The sequence below is a fragment of the Amaricoccus sp. genome (assembly GCF_036846665.1).
GTDB lineage: Bacteria > Pseudomonadota > Alphaproteobacteria > Rhodobacterales > Rhodobacteraceae > Amaricoccus.
Genome location: NZ_DAIUBO010000072.1, coordinates 1 through 17210, shown reverse-complemented (window position 1 = coordinate 17210; position 17210 = coordinate 1). Strand labels below are relative to the sequence as shown.

Genomic DNA, 17210 nt, shown 5'->3' with positions numbered 1-17210 from the left:
CCCGCCAGCGAATAGGCCACCGCCCCGGCAGGCAGCGTCATCAGCGCCAGCGCGAAGATCACCAGATCGACGAGGAGCTGCGTCCAGCCGGCGCGGAAGCCCGTGCGCTCCTGAAGATAGAGCGCGACGATCCCCACACCGCCGAGGCTCGCGCGATGCCGGAAGATCGCGAGCAGGCCCGCGCCCGAGATCACCCCGCCAAGCACCGCGCCGGTCAGCGGCTCCACATGGGCGAAGGTCAGGACCTCGGGCCGCAGCGCGGAGAAGACCGAGACCAGCCCGACCGCGAGCACCGTCTTCAGCGTGAAGACCCAGCCCATACGGCGCAGCGCCACCCAGTAGAACGGCAGGTTCAGCACGAAGAAGACCGGCCCGAAGGCGATTCCGGTCCAGATCGAGACCAGGAGCGCCAGGCCCGCGATCTGGCCGGTGATCAGCCCCAGATGCTGCAGGAAGGCGAGCCCCGTGACCACCATCAGCGAGCCCGCAACCAGGCCCTGCGCATCCTCGAACGCGCTATGCCGCGGAGGCGGGGGCGGGCCCTCGACCCCGCCCTCCGCTCCGGCGGCGCTCAGCCCAGCGCCCCCTGCAGGTTCGCGTCGACCTTCTCGAGGAAGCCCGTGGTCGTCAGCCATTTCTGGTCCGGCCCGACCAGCAGCGCGAGATCCTTGGTCATGAACCCGGCCTCGACCGTGTCGACGGTGACCCGCTCGAGCGTCTCGGCGAAGTTCATCAGCGCCGCATTCTCGTCGAGCTTGGCGCGATGCTTCAGCCCGCCGGTCCAGGCGTAGATCGAGGCGATCGAATTGGTCGAGGTCTCCTTGCCCGCCTGATGCTGGCGGTAGTGCCGCGTCACCGTGCCATGCGCCGCCTCGGCCTCCACCGTCTTGCCGTCGGGCGTCATCAGCACGCTCGTCATCAGCCCGAGCGAGCCGAAGCCCTGGGCCACGGTATCGGATTGCACGTCTCCGTCGTAGTTCTTGCAGGCCCAGACATAGCCGCCCGACCATTTCAGCGCCGAGGCCACCATGTCGTCGATCAGCCGGTGCTCGTAGGTGATGCCGGCCTTCTTGAAGGCATCGGCGAACTCGGCGTCGAAGACCTCCTGGAACAGGTCCTTGAAGCGGCCGTCATAGGCCTTGAGGATGGTGTTCTTGGTCGAGAGATAGAGCGGCCAGCCGAGCGAGAGCGAATAGTTCATCGAGGCGCGGGCGAAGTCGATGATCGACTGGTCGAGGTTGTACATCGCCATCGTCACGCCCGAGCCCGGCGCGTCGAAGACGTCCCGCTCGATCACCCTGCCGTCCTCGCCGACGAACTTGATCGTCAGCTTGCCCTTGCCGGGGAAGCGGAAGTCGGTGGCCCGGTACTGGTCGCCGAAGGCATGGCGGCCGACGACGATCGGCTGGGTCCAGCCCGGCACGAGCCGCGGCACGTTCTTGCAGATGATCGGTTGGCGGAAGATGACGCCGCCGAGGATGTTGCGGATGGTCCCGTTGGGGCTCCGCCACATCTGCTTGAGGCCGAATTCCTCGACGCGGGCCTCGTCGGGGGTGATGGTGGCGCATTTCACGCCCACGCCGTGTTCCTTGATCGCGTTGGCCGCATCGATGGTGATCTGGTCGTCGGTCCGGTCGCGCTCCTCGATGCCGAGGTCGTAGTATTTCAGGTCGATGTCGAGATAGGGCAGGATCAGCTTCTGCTTGATGAAGTCCCAGATGATCCGGGTCATCTCGTCGCCGTCGAGTTCGACGACCGGATTGGCGACTTTGATCTTGGGCATGGACGGGCTCCCTCGGGATTTGCTCGGCGCTGAACGGGCGCGGCCTCTCTAGCGGATCGGCGCCCCGAGGGGAAGCCGCGCATACGCCCGCATACCGGCTATTTCGGCGGCATCGGCGCGACGAAATCGAGCGCCATCGCCATCAGCCGGTCGCGCAGCGCCGGATCGGTGAAGGCCTCAGCGTCCACATCGACCAGCCCAGGCATCGGCCGGCCGGTCATCTCCATCGGCCGCACATGGGGCAGGGCCAGGGCGGCGCCGGCCCGGGCCTTGCCCACCCGGTACATGCCGCCCGCGCGATAGACCCCGCAGAGCATGTTCCCGTTGAGCAGGAAGCAGAGCCCGCCGAACATCTTCCGCTCGGTGACGCCGTCGCACCCCGCGAGCGCCTGGCGGATCGTGGCCGCGAGGCTCTCGTCATAGGCCATGCCCGTCCCTCCCTTGCCCGATCCCGGCCCGCGAGAGTATCACGCGGCCGGCACGGACGGGAGGGACCAGGTGGCAGGCACGGATCGCGGGCGCGAGAGCGGCGGCACCCAGGCGGCGGACCAGCCGGTCTTCGTGCTGGTGCGCCCGCAGCTCGGCGAGAACATCGGCGCCGCCGCGCGCGCGATGCTGAATTTCGGTCTCGACCGGATGCGGCTGGTCGCCCCGCGCGACGGCTGGCCGAACCCGGCGGCAGACGCCATGGCGAGCGGCGCCGGGCGCGTGCTCGACGACGCACGCCTCATCGAGACCACCGCCGAAGCCTGCGCCGACCTCACCCATGTCTTCGCCACCACCGCCCGCGAGCGCGCGCTGACCCTGCCGGTCGTCACCCCCGAAGCGGCGATGGCCGAGGCGCGCACGATCATCGCCGCCGGCGGCCGCGTCGGCGTGCTCTTCGGCGCCGAGCGCGCCGGGCTGGAGACCGCCGATGTCGCGCGGGCCAATGCGGTGATCTCGGTTCCGACCAACCCCGGCTTCGGCTCGCTCAATCTCGCGCAATGCGTGCTCCTCGTCGCCTACGACTGGATGCGCGCTGCCGGCCCCGCCGCGGTGGTCCCTGGCGCGGACTGGGCGAGCGGGATCGAGCTGGACCGACTCCTCGAGCATCTCGACCAGCGGCTGGAGGCGGCGGGGTATTTCTTCCCCGCGCAGAACCGCACGAGCATGAAGCTCAACATCGAGACCCTCTTCCGCCGGACGCCGCTCACCGGCGCCGAGATCCGCACGCTGCACGGCATCCTCCGGGCGCTGACCCGGCCCCCGGACGCCGGGCGCTGAGCGCATATCGCGCTTGCCCGGGCGCGGCGCGGGGCCTAAATCGCCCCCGGAGGTGGCCATGACGAAACCGCGCAGCATCTTCGAGGACGTGGGCGACGCCGCCCCCGCGCCGGCCCCGACGCCCGCGCGGCGGCCGCAATACGCCCGCCGCGGCATCGCGCTCTGGCTCTCGGTGATCTTCCTCCTGGTCGTGGCGATGATCGTGGTCGGCGGCATGACGCGGCTCACCGATTCGGGCCTCTCCATCACCGAATGGCGACCGGTGACCGGGGCGGTCCCCCCGCTCGACGCCGCCGCCTGGGAGGCGGAATTCGAGAAATACCGCGCCACGCCGCAATTCGAGATCCTCAACCGCGACATGGAGCTCGCCGAGTTCAAGGCGATCTACTGGTGGGAATGGGGCCACCGCCAGCTCGGCCGCCTGATCGGCGCGGTCTGGGCGCTGGGGTTCCTCTGGTTCTGGCTGCGCCGGCGCATCCCGCCGGGCTGGACCTGGCGCCTGCTGGTGACGGGCCTCCTCGGCGGCCTCCAGGGCGCGATCGGCTGGTGGATGGTGACCTCCGGCCTCACCGGCACCATGACCAGCGTCGCCTCCTGGCGGCTCGCGGTGCATCTCGGCCTCGCCTTCCTCATTCTCGGCCTGATCGCCTGGTACATCCTGCGGCTCGGACGAAGCGAGGCGGAGCTGATCCAGGCCCGCCGCCAGCGCAACGAGGGCCTCATGCGCTGGGGCAGCCTGCTCGTCGTGCTCGCCTTCGCCCAGATCCTGCTCGGGGCGCTGGTCGCAGGCATCGACGCCGGCCGGAGCTACAACGACTGGCCGCTGATGGGCGGCGACTTCCTGCCCTTCACCGCCTTCAACCTCGAGCCCTATTGGAGCAACTACCTCGAAAACCCGGGGCTGGTGCAGTTCAACCACCGCATGCTCGGCTATCTGCTGGCGCTCGTCGGCATCCTCGCCTGGTGGCGCAGCCGCCGGAGCGCGCTCGGCGACATCCGCGGCGCCTTCGACGCCATGGCGGCGATGATGGTGCTCCAGATCGCGCTCGGCATCGTCACCGTGCTCTGGGGCGCGCCCTGGCAGGCGGCGATCCTGCACCAGCTCGGCGCCGTCGCGCTTTTCGTGCTGGTCATCCGCGCCCGCTTCGCCGCGCTCTACCCCCGCCCCCAGCGCATCGCGCGCGGCTGAGCCCCCTCCACCGCCCGCACCGACAGGAAGCCGCAGGCGGGGTCCGTCGCGGCCGACCCCCGTGTCCGCAGGCAGAACCGGATCTTCGGCCATGCCGCCTCCCTCACGGCGGGCCGCCGTCCGCCGCGGGCCGATCCTCCCCCGGATCCCCGAGCTCCACCCAGAAGATGACGAGCTCGTAGAAGAGCGCTAGCACGATCGGCCCCAGGAAGAGCCCGATCAGCCCGAAGCTGATCGTGCCGCCGATCACGCCGGCCAGGATCACCAGCATCGGGGTGCGCAGCCCGTGCCCGACCATCAGCGGCTTGAGCGCGAGATCGCTGAACATCGCCGGGACAAGCCAGGCGGTCAGCAGGATCGCGGGCCAGGTGCCGAGCACGAGCCAGCCCCAGACGATCACCGGCACCACCACGAGGCCGACCCCGATCTGCAGGATCGCGCCGAGCAGCGCCACGAGCGTCAGCAGCCCCGCCGCCGGCACGCCCGCGACGATCAGGGCGACGCCGACCAACAGCGCCTGGATCGCCGCCACCCCGATCACCCCGCGCGCCACGTTGCGGATCGTGGCGGCGCCGAGATCGACGAAATCCGACCCGCGGCTTCCCATGACCCGCGCGGCAAAGCGCCGGAACCCCGGCACGAAGCGCGGCCCCGGCACGAGCAGCACGCCCGCGATCACCACCGCGATCAGGATGTCGATCAGATCCCGGCCGAGGGCCTCGGCCGGGCGGATGACCCATTTCCCGGCGCCGATCAGTGTCGTGCCGTAGCGCCCGAGAAAGCCCTGTAGGTTCGAGGAGGCCAGCTCCCAGTTCGAATGCAGCCAGGCCCCGGCGATCGGGATGGTCCTCACCTCCGCCGGCGGCGGCGGGATCGACAGGCCGCCGCCGGCCATGCCCATCGAGAGCGCCTCCACCGACCCGACGAGGCTCGCCACCAGCATCGAGATCGGACCGAGCACGATGGCGAGCCCGATCAGGGTGACGATCACGGAGGCGAGCCGCCCGCGCCCGCCCAGCCGCGCCGCGAGCCTTGCATGGCCGGGCTGCAGCGCCACGGTCAGGAACAGCGCCCAGAGCAGGATCAGCACGAAGGGGCGCAGGATCACCAGCGCCAGCCAGGCGAAGAGCCCGAGAAACCCGAGCCGCACCGCCAGATCCACCACGATCCGGTCCGCCGGCCGGCCGGGACTAAACTCGGGTCGCTCGTCGGGCATGGCGGGCCCCCGTCCGTGATCGTCGGTCGCGCGCCGCTCCCGGCGCCGATTGCCTTGATGGGCGCTCCGGCGGCGGGATGCAACGCCGGGCTGGCGCGATGCGGGTTGCGGCGGCGGCGCGAGAGCGGATACTGCCGCGATGCTGCGCTTCCTCCTCGCCCTGGTTCTCGCCCTCGCGCTCGTCGCGACCGTCACCCGCGCCCACGGCCCGCGGCGCTTCCTCTTCGCCCTGCTCGGGCTGATGGTGCTCTACACCATCCTCAAGCTCACCGGCGTCATCGACGCGATGGCGCCGTCGCGATATGGGGTATTTTGATACCGTAATTTCAATCGCATGATATCGCTAAAGAAATTCCGCAACATTGCGATTGACGCGCGTCGCCGTCCCGGCCATAACCCCCCGGCCTCCGGAAGGGTCCGCCTTCCGGCCTGACACGGGACCGTTCGAGACATGAAGACATTCTCCGCCAGACCGGCCGACATCGACAAGCAGTGGATCGTGATCGACGCCGAGGGCATCGTCCTGGGCCGGCTCGCCAGCCTCGTCGCCATGCGGCTGCGCGGCAAGCACAAGCCCAGCTTCACGCCGCACATGGACATGGGCGACAACGTGATCGTCATCAACGCCGACAAGGTGCAGATGACCGGCAACAAGCGCGCCGACAAGCGCTATTACTGGCACACCGGCTTCCCCGGCGGCATCAAGCACCGCACCGCCGGCCAGATCCTCGAAGGCAAGCATCCCGAGCGCGTGATCCTCAAGGCCGTCGAGCGGATGCTGCCCGGCGGGCCGCTCAGCCGCAAGCAGATGTCGAACCTGCGCGTCTACGCCGGCAACGAGCATCCCCATGGCGGCCAGGAGCCGCAGGTGCTCGATCTCGCCGGCATGAACCCCAAGAACACCCGGAGCGCATAATCATGGCAGATCTCACTTCGCTCGATCAGCTCAAGGACTCCGTGGTCGGGATCGATTCCGCGGCCGCAGCCGCGCCGGTGCGCGAGCCCAAGCGCGACGCGCTCGGCCGCTCCTATGCCACCGGCAAGCGCAAGGACGCGGTCGCCCGTGTCTGGATCAAGCCGGGCTCCGGCAAGGTCGTGGTCAACGGCAAGGACATGAATGCCTATTTCGCCCGCCCCGTGCTGCAGATGGTGATCGGCCAGGCCTTCACCGTCGCCGGGGTCGCCGGCGAGTTCGACGTGATGGCGACCGTCAAGGGCGGCGGCCTCTCCGGCCAGGCCGGCGCGGTCAAGCACGGCATCAGCCAGGCGCTCAGCCTCTACGAGCCCAGCCTCCGCCCCGCGCTCAAGGCGGCCGGCTTCCTGACCCGCGACAGCCGCGTGGTGGAACGCAAGAAATACGGCAAGCGCAAGGCCCGTCGCAGCTTCCAGTTCTCCAAGCGCTGATCGCCGCTTCCCATCGAACGGGCGCCGGGGTTGCCTCCGGCGCCCTTTGCCGCGCGCCGGGCCTACGCTGCCCCTCCCGCAAGGTATTCGGTCCCGACCGCCGATCGTCGGCACCTCGGAGGATCGGCCGCGGCAGGCCGCCCGCACGCATTCCCGATTGACTCGGCCCTCCGGACCCCGCATGCCGGTGGCCATGGGCAGGAGATGGCGCGGCTGGGTGCAGGCTCTGCTCGCCGGGTTCTTCGCCCTGGCGATCGTCCAGGCGCCGGCTCTCAATGCCCGCATCGTCATCGAGCGGACGGTCTACGCGCTCGACTACGCGCTCCCCGGGGGAATCCTTCCGGAACTCTGCACGGACGTCGGGCATCCGGCCCATGATGACGAAAAGCACATCCTGACCCCGGCGTGTTTTGCCTGCGTCCTCGTGGCCGCGCCGGGTTTGGCCACCGCCGCTCCGGGCGAGGCTACGCGTGCCCTGTTCGCGACCGACGCGGACTTTCGTATCGGGCGTGCCATCGGCCGGCCGCAGGCCGCGTCGGCGGCGCAACTGGCGCGGGGCCCGCCGACGAAGTCCATCTCCTGAGATTGCGTCCGTCCGCGCACGGACGGTCCCCATATCATGCCGCGGCGCAACGCCGGCGGCGACCGGAAGGATGGAAATCCCATGTCCAAGCTCATTCTCGCCGCCGCGCTCGCGGCCGGCATCGCGACTGCCGCCAACGCCCACGTCACCTTCGAGACCTCGGAGGCGACCGTCGGCGGCAGCTGGAAGGCGGTTCTGCGGGTCCCGCATGGCTGCGCCGGCGAGGCGACGCAGACGCTGCGCGTACAGATCCCCGAGGGGGTGATCGCGGTGAAGCCGATGCCGAAGGCCGGCTGGAGGCTCGAAACCGTGACGGGCAAATATGCCAGGTCCTACGACTACTACGGCACGCCGATGAGCGAAGGCGTGACCGAGATCGTCTGGACCGGCGAGCTTCCGGATGCCTTCTACGACGAATTCGTGTTCCGCGCGATGCTGACGACCGATCTCGAGGTCGGCGAGGCGCTCTATTTCCCCGTCGTCCAGGAATGCGCCGACGCGGCGGAGCGCTGGATCGAGATCCCGACCACGGGCCAGGACCATGACAGCCTCGAGAGCCCGGCGCCGGGAGTGAAGCTGCTGCCGGCCGCGGGCGGCCACTGACGCGCCCGGGCCGGGGTGCCGGCGCGCCTCGTCCTCTGTCTGCTCGCGTGCCTTCTCTGCGGGGCGCGCGCGCAGGCGCATGCGCAGCTCGTCGCCACCGATCCAGCGGCGGGCACGATGATGTCCGAGGCGCCCGCGGCGGCAACGCTGACCTTCAGCGAGCCGGTCCGGCCGCTCGTCCTCCGCTGGTTTCCGCCGGCCGGCGGTGCCGCGATCGAGGGGGCGCCGGAGGCGGCGGGGGACAGCCTTGTCGTGCCCCTGCCGGCAGACCCCGTCGAAGGCACCTGGCTCCTCAGCTGGCGGGTGGCCTCCGCCGACGGCCACCCGGTCGGCGGCAGCCTCACTTTCTCCATCGGCAGGGCGACCTCCGGCGCGGCCGACGCATCCGAAGCCGCTGCCCCGCGCTCGGCACCGACCGCCGCCCTCGGGCGCGGGCTCCTGACGCTCGCCCTCGTCTTCGGGGTCGGCGGGGCCGTCTTCCGGGACCTCGTCGACCGTGGCCGGTCGGGCCGCCTGGCGCCCACCGTCGCAGGTTGCTCAGCCATCGCGGTGCTGCCGCTGGCGGTCTTGGCGCTCGGCCTCCAAGGGCTCGACCTCCTCGATCTCGCGCCGGGCAGTCTCGTCACCCCGGCGCCCTGGCGTGCGGCCCTGGCGAGCCCGTTCGCGGCGACGGCCGTCCTCGCCGCGGCCGCCGCTGTCGCCTCGGCCTGCCGGGCCCCGGGCTGGGCCGTGCTGGCGTGGGCTCTCGCCGCCGTTTCCTTCGCGCTCTTCGGCCATGCGGCAACGGCTGCTCCCCGCTGGCTGACCGCCCCGTCGGTGGCGATCCATGCCGCCGCCGTCGTCTTCTGGATCGGCGCGCTGCCCGGGCTCGCGGAACGGGCGGCCTCGCCAGGCGCGGCCCTCGTTCCGACACTCCGGCGTTTCTCGGCGCTGGCGATGCCGCTCGTCGCGCTCCTCCTCCTGAGCGGTGCGCTGCTCGCCATCGTGCAGATGCGCACCCCGGCAGCGCTGGTCGCGAGCGCCTACGGCCGGTTGCTCCTCGCCAAGCTCGTCGCGGTCGCGCTGCTTCTCGCGCTCGCGGCCGTGAACCGGTTGCTGCTGACGCCCGCGATCGAACGGGGAGAGACCGGGGCGGCGCGGCGGTTCCGGCGGTCGGTCGCAGCCGAGATCCTGCTCGGAGTCGCGATCCTCTGCCTCGCCAGCGGCTTCCGTCTGACCCCGCCACCCCGTGCACTCGCGGCGGCGGCGTCCGAGGCCTACGTTCACATGCACGGGCCGAACGTGATGGCGGACGTCACGCTGAAGCCCGGGCGACCGGGAGCGAACCGCATCGAGATCGCCTTGATGTCAGCCGACGGCGGCGAGCTGGACCCGCTTGAGGTCAGGATCAGCTTCGCCGACCCTGCCCGCGGCATCGAGCCGATCCGCCTCGAGGCGTCCCGCGACGGCCCGCTCTGGCTCGCCGGCCCGGTCGAGCTGCCGGTGGGCGGCCAATGGACGGTGCGGCTCGACGTGCTGGTCAGCGACTTCATCAAAGCTTCGATCGAGGCGGAGCTTCCGATGCCTGGCCCATGACGGACCCTGCGGCAGCGTCCAGTCGCTCTCGCACTTTCGCTCACGCGGCGACGGCACCGCAGGCGTCATTCTTCGTCGCGCGGAGCGGCGCCATGGCCGACCAGGAAGTGCCTGTGATCACCTGCACCCAGGAACCCGGGACGACCCGCCTCCCTGTTGTGTGGCACCTTGCGCAGGCCGGACCGAAACGTTCGACCTGCGGGTCAGGCTGTTGGCACAAATGTGGTGGTCTCGGCAATCCAATGGCTTACTGGTCGCCATGACAGCATGTGTCATACCGAATCCGGTTGATTGATTCCGGCGGGGGGGGATTCCCCGATGGAATCAATCAACCGGATTCGGTATCAGACGACCAAACGGTGTGCGGAGGCAATCCGCCCATATGGCGAAACCACTTGGACTCATCACGATCTCTTGGGTGGACTGAAAGGTGGCTCCAATCAAGTGCACATAATAAAATAGCATTACATTGCAATGATTTAAGTACTTGTCTTGGTGCCCCGTGTCCGACTTGAACGGACCACCTCTGGGTTACAAAGCCAGCGCTCTACCGGATGAGCTAACGGGGCCTCGACCATCCAGCTACCAAATCGGCGCCGGGACTTCAAACTGTACCTGCCGCCTGCCGGGCGCGGTCGATGCCGGCGCGAGCGGCCGGACCACTCGCGATGTCCCGAGCTTCCGTCACCGGGGCCGTCCTAGATCGGCCGCCCAAGCAGCAGCTTCGGAAGATCCCCCGCGAGACCCGCCGCCTCGCGGATCAGCCCGCGCCTGAGCGCCGGCAGCCGGTTCACCAGACCCAGGCCGAGGTCGCGCCCCAGGCGCAGGAGCGGGTTGTCGTTGGAGAAGAGCCGGTTGAGCCCGTCCGTGGCCGCGACCAGCATGGCGGTGTCGAACCGCCGCCAGCGCTGGTAGCCCGCGAGCACGTCCGGCGCGCCGATGTCGAGCCCGCGGCGATGCGCCTCCACCAGAACCTCCGCGAGCGCGGCCACGTCCCGCAGGCCGAGGTTCAGACCCTGCCCCGCGAGCGGATGGATGCCATGCGCCGCATCGCCCGCCAGCGCCACCCGCTCGGCGGTGAAGCTCTCGGCCAGCGACAGGCCAAGCGGATAGCCGAAGCGCGCGCCCGCCAGCCGGATCCCGCCGAGGAAATCCCCGAACCGCGGCCTGAGCGCGGCGAGATAGGCCTCCCTCTCCAGCCCCGCGATCACCGCGGCGCGGTCGCGCGCCTCGGTCCAGACGATCGAGGACCGGTTGCCCGGCAGGGGCAGGATCGCCAGCGGCCCCGGCGGCATGAAGAACTGATGCGCGATGCCGTGATGCGGCAGCTCGTGCTCCACGGCGCAGACCAGCGCGCTCTGGCGATACTCCCAGCCCAGCCGCGCGATCCCGGCGCGGGCGGCGACCCGGCTGCCCCGCCCGTCGCAGCCGACCAGAAGGGCCGCCCGGAGCCGGCTGCCGTCGCCAAGCGTCACCGCGATGCCGCCGGGCCCGGGCGCCTGGGCGACGGCCTCCGTCTCCGAGCGATGCTCGATCAGCGCGCTGCCGTCGATGGCGTCGAGCAGCGCCCCCCGCAGGTAGCGATCCTCGAGGAAATGCCCCATCGGGCCCTCGTCGATCTCGTTCCGGTCGAAATGCAGATGCCAGGGCGCGGCCCCCTCGCCGGCCCGCCCGTCGCTGATCTTGATGTCGTTGATCGCCTGCGCCTGCGCCGCCAGGTCGCGCCAGAGCCCCAATGCGGCGAGCATGCGCCGCGACGACAGCGCCAGCGCATAGGCGCGCCCGTCGAATTCCGGCGCCGCGCGCCGCGCCCGCGGCTGGGCGTCGATCACCACGCTGCTGAGCCCGCCCGAGGCCAGCGCCAGGGCCAGGGCGGGCCCGTTCAGCCCGCCTCCGACGATCAGGACATCGCAATGCCGCTCCATGGGCGCATGCTATTCCAAGCGCCAAGGCGATTGTCCATCGCCAATGCCCCGGCTAGGCTCGCGCGATCGGCGATGGAAGGATACGCATGTCGGACACCTGGCTCTGGATGACGGCCGCGGATCTCGGGCGAGCCTTCGAGGCGGGCGAGATCGATCCGCGCGAGGTGACCGAGGTCTATCTCTCGGCCATCGAGAGCCATCCCCAGGCGCCGGGGATCTACGCCCGCGTCACCGCCGACCGGGCGCGGGCCGAGGCCGATGCCGCGGCCGCCCGGGCGCGGGCGGGGCTGCGCCACGGGCCGCTCGACGGCGTGCCGGTCAGCTGGAAGGATCTCTTCGATACCGCCGGCACCGCCACCGAGGCGGGCTCGGCCCTGCTCGCCGGCCGGGTGCCGGAGCGCGACGCGGCGGTGCTCGCCCATGCCGGGCGGGCCGGGCTCGTCTGCCTCGGCAAGACCCATCTGACCGAACTCGCCTTCTCCGGGATCGGGATCAACCCGGTCACCGCGACCCCGCCCAACATCAACGATCCCGAGCTCGCACCGGGGGGTTCCTCCTCCGGGGCGGCGGCTTCGGTCGCCTTCGGGCTCGCCGCCGCCGGGATCGGCTCGGACACCGGCGGCTCGATCCGCGTCCCCTCGAGCTGGAACGATCTCGTCGGGCTGAAGCCCACCCACGGGCTGCTCAGCCTCGAGGGCGTTGTGCAGCTTTGCCCGCGCTTCGACACCCCCGGCCCGCTCTGCCGCTCGGTCGAGGACGCGGCCCTCCTGCTCGCCGCCCTCTCCGGCGCCCCGGCCCCGGATCTCGCCGGCGCCTCGCTCGACGGCGCAAGCCTCCTCGTGCTCGACACCGCCGGGATCGGCCCGACCGCCGACGGCCAGGCCCGGGCGCTCGAGGCCGCGCTCGACCCGCTGCGCGCCGCCGGGGCGCGGACCGAGCGCGCCGCCCTCGCCTCCGTCGCCGAGGCGATGGCGCTCGCCCCCTGCATCTTCGCCGCCGAGGCCTACGGGACCTGCCGCGAGGTCATCGAGGCCCGGCCCGAGCTCATGTTCGCCCCCGTGCTCGACCGGTTCCGCTCCGGGGAGGCCTTCTCGGCGCCCGACTACGTGGCCGCCTGGCAGAAGCTCGACCGCCTGCGCGCCGAATATCTCGCCGAGACCGCCGGCTTCGACGCGGTGGTCCTGCCCACCACCCCGAACCTCGCGCCGAATGTCGAGGCGCTTCTGGCCGATCACGCGCTCTTCATGCGCGAGAACCTCATGACCCTGCGCAACACCAGGATCGGCAATCTCATGGGGCTCTGCGCGCTCAGCCTGCCGAGCGGCACCCCCGGCTGCGGGCTGATGGTCATGGCCGCCCCCGGCTCGGAGTCGCGCCTCCTGCGCCTCGGCGCGGCCATCGAGGCGGCGCTGGGCGCCTGACGCCACGAACCGGCCGCCCGAGGGCGGCCCGCAATGCCCATGCCAGCGGCCCGCGCCGTCGACTTTCATCCCGCCCCCGAGCCGGGTGTCCCCAGCCCGATCGACCCGTGGCGATCGGGCCGCGCCGGACCTGCCGGGGGCCGGCGCGCCACCGGCGCCTCGCCTTTCGGGTCCGGGGGAATGCTCGGCGGGCCACGCGGGGCGCGGCCTTCTCCCCAAGCTCCGATAACGGGGTCGCCGCGCCGGGCGGGCAGCAGGGACCGCCGGTATTATCTGGACCTTAACCGCCCCGGCGGATAGAATTGCCGCAGACCGGGACGCCAGATCCCGGATGTGAGGCACGAAGGATGCAGTTACCCCAGCGGTTCTCCGATCTGCCGGAGTATGCCTTTCCGCGTCTGCGGCGGCTGCTCCACGGCTGCGCGCCCGGCAGGCCCGAGATCTCCATGAGCATCGGCGAGCCGCGCCATCCGGTTCCCGCCCTCGTCGCCGAAACCATCGCCGCCCATGCCGGGGAATTCGGCCGCTACCCACCCAACGAGGGAACGCCGGAGCTGCGCGCCGCCATCGCGGACTGGCTGGCGCTGCGCTACGGCGTCGCCGTCGATCCCGAAACCGAGGTGGTCTCGCTGAACGGCAGCCGCGAGGGGCTCTTCAACGCCGCGCTGGCACTCTCGCCGGAAAGCAAGGGCGGGCAGCGGCCGGCGATCCTCATGCCGAACCCGTTCTACCAATGCTACGGCGCGGCCGCGCTCGCCGTCGGCGCCGAGCCGGTCCCGGTGGCGGCAACGCCCGAAACCGGCTTCCTGCCGGATTTCGCGGCCCTGCCCGGCGCCCTGCTCGACCGGGTGACGCTCGCCTATGTCTGCTCGCCCGCCAATCCCCAGGGCGCGGTGGCGGACGCGGCTTGGTGGCGCGCGCTGATCGCGCTCGCCGAGCGCCACGATTTCCGCATCCTCGCCGACGAATGCTATTCCGAGATCTGGCGCGGCGCCCCGCCGCCGGGCGCGCTCCCCGCCGCCCGCGCCGCCGGTGCGGATCCCGAGCGGGTGCTGGTCTTCCAGTCGCTCTCGAAGCGCTCGAACGTGCCCGGCCTGCGCGCGGGCTTCGCCGCGGGCGGCCCGCGCGGCATCGCGGCGATCCGGCAGCTGCGCGCCTATGGCGGCGCGCCGGTGCCGCTGCCGCTGCAGCACGCCGCCACGGCGCTCTGGCGCGACGAGGCGCATGTGGTGGCGAGCCGCGCGCTCTATGTGGAGAAATTCGAGCTCGCCGACGCGATCCTCGGCGACCTGCCGGGCTATGTGCCGCCCGGCGCCGGGTTCTTCCTCTGGCTGCCGGTCGGCGACGGCGAGGCGGCAGCCCTCGCGCTCTGGCGCGAGATGGGTGTGCGGGTGCTGCCGGGCGCCTATCTTGGCCGCACCGACGCCACGGGTCGCAATCCCGGGGCCGCATACATCCGCGTCGCGCTGGTCGCAGAAGCCGCGGAAGTCGCGCGCGGACTTCGCGCGATCCGCGAGGTTCTCGGAGACAGGCATTTCATCGAAAGGGCAGGATAGATGGCAGGACGCAGCAAAGCGAAACGTCGCGCCCCCCTCATCGAAAGCGATACCGAGGAGGCCTTGCGCCGTCGCGGCACCGAGCTTCTCGGCCTGATCCTGCTCGCGCTGGCCGCCCTCGCCGGGACGATGATCTGGACCTATTCGCCGGACGATCCGAGCCTCTTCAGCGCCACGGACGCCGCGCCGCAGAACGCGCTCGGCCTCGTCGGCGCCTCCATCGCCGACCCGATGCATCGTGCGCTCGGCTGGGCCGCCTACGGCATTCCCGTCGCCCTCGCCGCCTGGGGCCTGCGGCTCCTGCTCCATGCCGGCGAGACCCGGGCGGTCAGCCGCGCCATCGCCGTGCCGGTGGCCCTGCTCGCCGCCGCCGCCTTCGCGGCGACCCATGTGCCGCTCTCCGGCTGGCAGTTCGACTACGGGCTCGGCGGCATGCTGGGCGACGCCGCAGTGGGCGGGCTCGTCTCGCTCATGCCGCTCGACCTCACGCTCGCCCTGACGATCACCAGCCTGGCGCTGGCCTTCGCCTTCGCGCTCACGACCGGCTATGCGCTCGGGGTGACCTGGGCGGAAATGCGCGGCTTTCTCGCCTTCCTCAGCGGCGGCTCGGTGCTGCTCTATTCCGGGCTCTACGGCCTGACCGGCCGTGCCGTCGCGACCGCCTCCGAGGGCGCACGCGCCGCCCACCGCTCGGCGTCGGAACTGCGCGCCCGCCGCGCCGAGGCTGCGGAGGCGTCACTGCCCAAGCCCGGCGCGCTGCGGGCCGAGGGCATCCCGCGATTCGACCCCGCGGCACTGCGGCCCTCCGAGGACAGCGTCATGGCGAAGATCACCGCAGCGGTCCGTGCCCGCGCCGAGGCGGATGCCACCAGCCGCTCGCCTGCGCTGCGCCCGATCCCGCCGCTGACCGCCGCCCATGCCGAGACGGCGGTGCTGGAGCGCGACGACATAGAGGAAACCGAAAGCGACCCGGACCTCGATCGCGAGATCCTTCCGCAGCCGCGGGTTCGCGTTCCCGCCGCGAAACCGCTAGTCAAGAGCGCGCGCGCCCGGTCCGAGGAGCAACCCCAGCTCGCGCTCGACGGCGACGCGCCCGAAATTTACCGGACCCCGCCGCTCTCGCTCCTGCAGTCGCCCTCGACCATCGTGCGCCACCACCTCTCCAGCGACGCGCTGGAGGAGAACGCCCGCATGCTGGAAAACGTGCTCGACGATTACGGCGTGCGCGGCGAGATCGTCTCGATCCGACCCGGTCCGGTGGTGACCATGTATGAACTGGAACCGGCGGCCGGTCTCAAGGCCTCCCGCGTCATCGGGCTCGCGGACGACATCGCCCGCTCGATGTCGGCGCTGGCCTGCCGCGTCTCCACCATCCCGGGGCGCTCGGTGATCGGGATCGAGCTGCCGAACGAACTGCGCGAGAAGGTGCTGCTGCGCGAGATCCTCGCGGCGAAATCCTACGGCGACAGCAGCCACGCCCTGCCGCTCGCGCTCGGCAAGGACATCGGCGGTGAGCCGGTGGTGGCCAACCTCGCCCGCATGCCGCATCTGCTCATCGCCGGCACCACCGGCTCGGGCAAGTCGGTGGCGATCAACACCATGATCCTGAGCCTGCTCTACAAGCTCTCCCCCGACGAATGCCGGCTGATCATGATCGACCCCAAGATGCTGGAGCTCTCGGTCTACGACGGCATCCCGCATCTGCTCTCCCCCGTGGTCACCGACCCCAAGAAGGCCGTCGTGGCGCTGAAATGGGTGGTCGCCGAGATGGAGGAGCGCTACCGCAAGATGTCGAAGCTCGGCGTGCGCAACATCGACGGCTACAACGCCCGGGTGACCGATGCCGAGGCCAAGGGCGAGGCCTTCACCCGCACCGTGCAGACCGGCTTCGACGAGGAGACCGGCGAGCCGGTCTTCGAGACCGAGGAATTCCTGCCCAAGAAGATGGCCTTCATCGTGGTCATCGTCGACGAGATGGCCGACCTGATGATGGTCGCGGGCAAGGAGATCGAGGCCTGCATCCAGCGCCTCGCCCAGATGGCCCGCGCCTCCGGCATCCACCTGATCATGGCCACCCAGCGCCCGTCGGTCGACGTCATCACCGGCACGATCAAGGCGAATTTTCCAACCCGCATCTCCTTCCAGGTGACCTCGAAGATCGACAGCCGCACCATCCTCGGCGAGATGGGCGCCGAGCAGCTGCTCGGCCAGGGCGACATGCTCTACATGGCCGGCGGCGGGCGCATCACCCGCGTCCACGGCCCCTTCGTCTCCGACGAGGAGGTCGAGGAGGTGGTCCGCCACCTCAAGACCCTCGGCTCGCCCGCCTATGACGCGGGCGTCGTGGACGGCCCCGACGCCGACGAGGAGAGCGAGATCGACCTCGTGCTCGGCCTCGGCGGCAATACCAGCGGAGACGACGCGCTCTACGACCAGGCGGTGGCGATCGTCGCCAAGGACCGCAAATGCTCGACCTCCTACATCCAGCGCAAGCTCTCGATCGGCTACAACAAGGCGGCGAAGCTCGTGGAGCTGATGGAGGAAGCGGGCGTTGTCAGCCAGGCCAACCACGTCGGCAAGCGCGAGGTCATCGTCCCGGAGCGGTGATACCAGCGGCCCTCGCTGTCGACTCCTGTTCATCCCGCGGTCAGGGTGTCCCCAGCCCGATCGACCCGTGGCGATCGGGCCG

The 17210-nt window shown here is 70.9% G+C and carries 16 protein-coding genes and 1 tRNA gene; 11 read left to right on the top strand and 6 right to left on the bottom strand.

Annotated features, from left to right (window positions below):
- The 3 genes from V7050_RS09065 to V7050_RS09055 form a co-directional block, all read right to left on the bottom strand.
- Nucleotides 1-476, bottom strand: a 476-nt coding sequence (locus V7050_RS09065; protein WP_324410465.1) for a YitT family protein, incomplete at its 3' end; no start/stop codon positions are given.
- A 95-nt stretch (nt 477-571) separates the two neighbouring features.
- Entirely contained in the window at nt 572-1783 is a 1212-nt protein-coding gene (locus V7050_RS09060; protein WP_324375219.1) for an NADP-dependent isocitrate dehydrogenase, read from the bottom strand.
- A 98-nt stretch (nt 1784-1881) separates the two neighbouring features.
- Complete coding sequence (locus tag V7050_RS09055) at nt 1882-2211, bottom strand: TfoX/Sxy family protein (protein ID WP_324367802.1); 330 nt, start codon at nt 2209-2211, stop codon at nt 1882-1884.
- Between the two features lie 70 nt (nt 2212-2281).
- On the opposite strand from V7050_RS09055, the gene V7050_RS09050 reads away from it, so the two are divergent.
- Both V7050_RS09050 and ctaA read left to right on the top strand, forming a co-directional pair.
- Nucleotides 2282-3049 carry an RNA methyltransferase gene (locus V7050_RS09050; RefSeq protein WP_324367800.1) on the top strand — a complete coding sequence of 256 codons (768 nt, stop codon included), beginning with the start codon at nt 2282-2284 and terminating at the stop codon, nt 3047-3049.
- Between the two features lie 58 nt (nt 3050-3107).
- On the top strand, nt 3108-4238 hold the full coding sequence (gene ctaA, locus V7050_RS09045; protein WP_324367797.1) for a heme A synthase: 1131 nt from the start codon (nt 3108-3110) through the stop codon (nt 4236-4238).
- A gap of 103 nt (nt 4239-4341) precedes the next feature.
- On the opposite strand, the gene V7050_RS09040 is transcribed toward ctaA, so the two are convergent.
- Entirely contained in the window at nt 4342-5454 is a 1113-nt protein-coding gene (locus tag V7050_RS09040) for an AI-2E family transporter (RefSeq protein WP_324375221.1), read from the bottom strand.
- 139 nt (nt 5455-5593) lie between these two features.
- On the opposite strand from V7050_RS09040, the gene V7050_RS09035 reads away from it, so the two are divergent.
- From V7050_RS09035 to V7050_RS09010, 6 genes are all read left to right on the top strand, one after another.
- Entirely contained in the window at nt 5594-5770 is a 177-nt protein-coding gene (locus V7050_RS09035) for a hypothetical protein (protein WP_324367792.1), read from the top strand.
- Between the two features lie 135 nt (nt 5771-5905).
- Nucleotides 5906-6370 (top strand): 50S ribosomal protein L13, encoded by a 465-nt coding sequence (gene rplM / locus V7050_RS09030; protein WP_324367791.1) that lies wholly within the window; start codon nt 5906-5908, stop codon nt 6368-6370.
- Nucleotides 6371-6372: 2 nt separating this feature from the next.
- Nucleotides 6373-6858: a 30S ribosomal protein S9 gene (rpsI, locus tag V7050_RS09025; protein ID WP_324367790.1), complete on the top strand. Its 486-nt coding sequence runs from the start codon at nt 6373-6375 to the stop codon at nt 6856-6858.
- Between the two features lie 217 nt (nt 6859-7075).
- Nucleotides 7076-7441, top strand: coding sequence for a hypothetical protein (locus V7050_RS09020; protein WP_324367788.1), 366 nt, complete (start codon nt 7076-7078; stop codon nt 7439-7441).
- Nucleotides 7442-7522: 81 nt separating this feature from the next.
- Nucleotides 7523-8044: a YcnI family copper-binding membrane protein gene (locus V7050_RS09015; protein ID WP_324367786.1), complete on the top strand. Its 522-nt coding sequence runs from the start codon at nt 7523-7525 to the stop codon at nt 8042-8044.
- A 15-nt stretch (nt 8045-8059) separates the two neighbouring features.
- The gene (locus V7050_RS09010; RefSeq protein WP_324367784.1) at nt 8060-9619 is read left to right on the top strand and encodes a copper resistance CopC/CopD family protein; all 1560 of its coding nucleotides are present in this window, start codon (nt 8060-8062) and stop codon (nt 9617-9619) included.
- Between the two features lie 493 nt (nt 9620-10112).
- On the opposite strand, the gene V7050_RS09005 is transcribed toward V7050_RS09010, so the two are convergent.
- Both V7050_RS09005 and V7050_RS09000 read right to left on the bottom strand, forming a co-directional pair.
- A tRNA-Thr gene (locus V7050_RS09005) sits at nt 10113-10188 on the bottom strand.
- A 129-nt stretch (nt 10189-10317) separates the two neighbouring features.
- Nucleotides 10318-11544 carry an FAD-dependent monooxygenase gene (locus V7050_RS09000; protein WP_324367782.1) on the bottom strand — a complete coding sequence of 409 codons (1227 nt, stop codon included), beginning with the start codon at nt 11542-11544 and terminating at the stop codon, nt 10318-10320.
- Between the two features lie 86 nt (nt 11545-11630).
- On the opposite strand from V7050_RS09000, the gene V7050_RS08995 reads away from it, so the two are divergent.
- The 3 genes from V7050_RS08995 (at nt 11631) to V7050_RS08985 (ending at nt 17128) form a co-directional block, all read left to right on the top strand.
- Nucleotides 11631-12965, top strand: a complete 1335-nt coding sequence (locus V7050_RS08995) for an amidase (RefSeq protein ID WP_324367781.1) — start codon at nt 11631-11633, stop codon at nt 12963-12965.
- Between the two features lie 347 nt (nt 12966-13312).
- Nucleotides 13313-14521, top strand: coding sequence for an aminotransferase class I/II-fold pyridoxal phosphate-dependent enzyme (locus V7050_RS08990; RefSeq protein ID WP_324367779.1), 1209 nt, complete (start codon nt 13313-13315; stop codon nt 14519-14521).
- Nucleotides 14522-14584: 63 nt separating this feature from the next.
- Nucleotides 14585-17128, top strand: coding sequence for a DNA translocase FtsK (locus V7050_RS08985; protein WP_442885614.1), 2544 nt, complete (start codon nt 14585-14587; stop codon nt 17126-17128).
- Nucleotides 17129-17210 lie beyond the last annotated feature (82 nt).

What these genes read in the sequence shown, in the direction of transcription:
- rpsI (WP_324367790.1), top strand. Translation starts at nt 6,373, where the DNA reads ATGGCAGATCTCACTTCGCTCGATCAGCTCAAGGACTCCGTGGTCGGG.
- V7050_RS08995 (WP_324367781.1), top strand. Translation starts at nt 11,631, where the DNA reads ATGTCGGACACCTGGCTCTGGATGACGGCCGCGGATCTCGGGCGAGCC.
- V7050_RS09035 (WP_324367792.1), top strand. Translation starts at nt 5,594, where the DNA reads ATGCTGCGCTTCCTCCTCGCCCTGGTTCTCGCCCTCGCGCTCGTCGCG.
- V7050_RS09000 (WP_324367782.1), bottom strand. Translation starts at nt 11,544, where the DNA reads ATGGAGCGGCATTGCGATGTCCTGATCGTCGGAGGCGGGCTGAACGGG.
- V7050_RS09060 (WP_324375219.1), bottom strand. Translation starts at nt 1,783, where the DNA reads ATGCCCAAGATCAAAGTCGCCAATCCGGTCGTCGAACTCGACGGCGAC.
- V7050_RS08990 (WP_324367779.1), top strand. Translation starts at nt 13,313, where the DNA reads ATGCAGTTACCCCAGCGGTTCTCCGATCTGCCGGAGTATGCCTTTCCG.
- ctaA (WP_324367797.1), top strand. Translation starts at nt 3,108, where the DNA reads ATGACGAAACCGCGCAGCATCTTCGAGGACGTGGGCGACGCCGCCCCC.
- V7050_RS09055 (WP_324367802.1), bottom strand. Translation starts at nt 2,211, where the DNA reads ATGGCCTATGACGAGAGCCTCGCGGCCACGATCCGCCAGGCGCTCGCG.
- rplM (WP_324367791.1), top strand. Translation starts at nt 5,906, where the DNA reads ATGAAGACATTCTCCGCCAGACCGGCCGACATCGACAAGCAGTGGATC.
- V7050_RS09015 (WP_324367786.1), top strand. Translation starts at nt 7,523, where the DNA reads ATGTCCAAGCTCATTCTCGCCGCCGCGCTCGCGGCCGGCATCGCGACT.
- V7050_RS09040 (WP_324375221.1), bottom strand. Translation starts at nt 5,454, where the DNA reads ATGCCCGACGAGCGACCCGAGTTTAGTCCCGGCCGGCCGGCGGACCGG.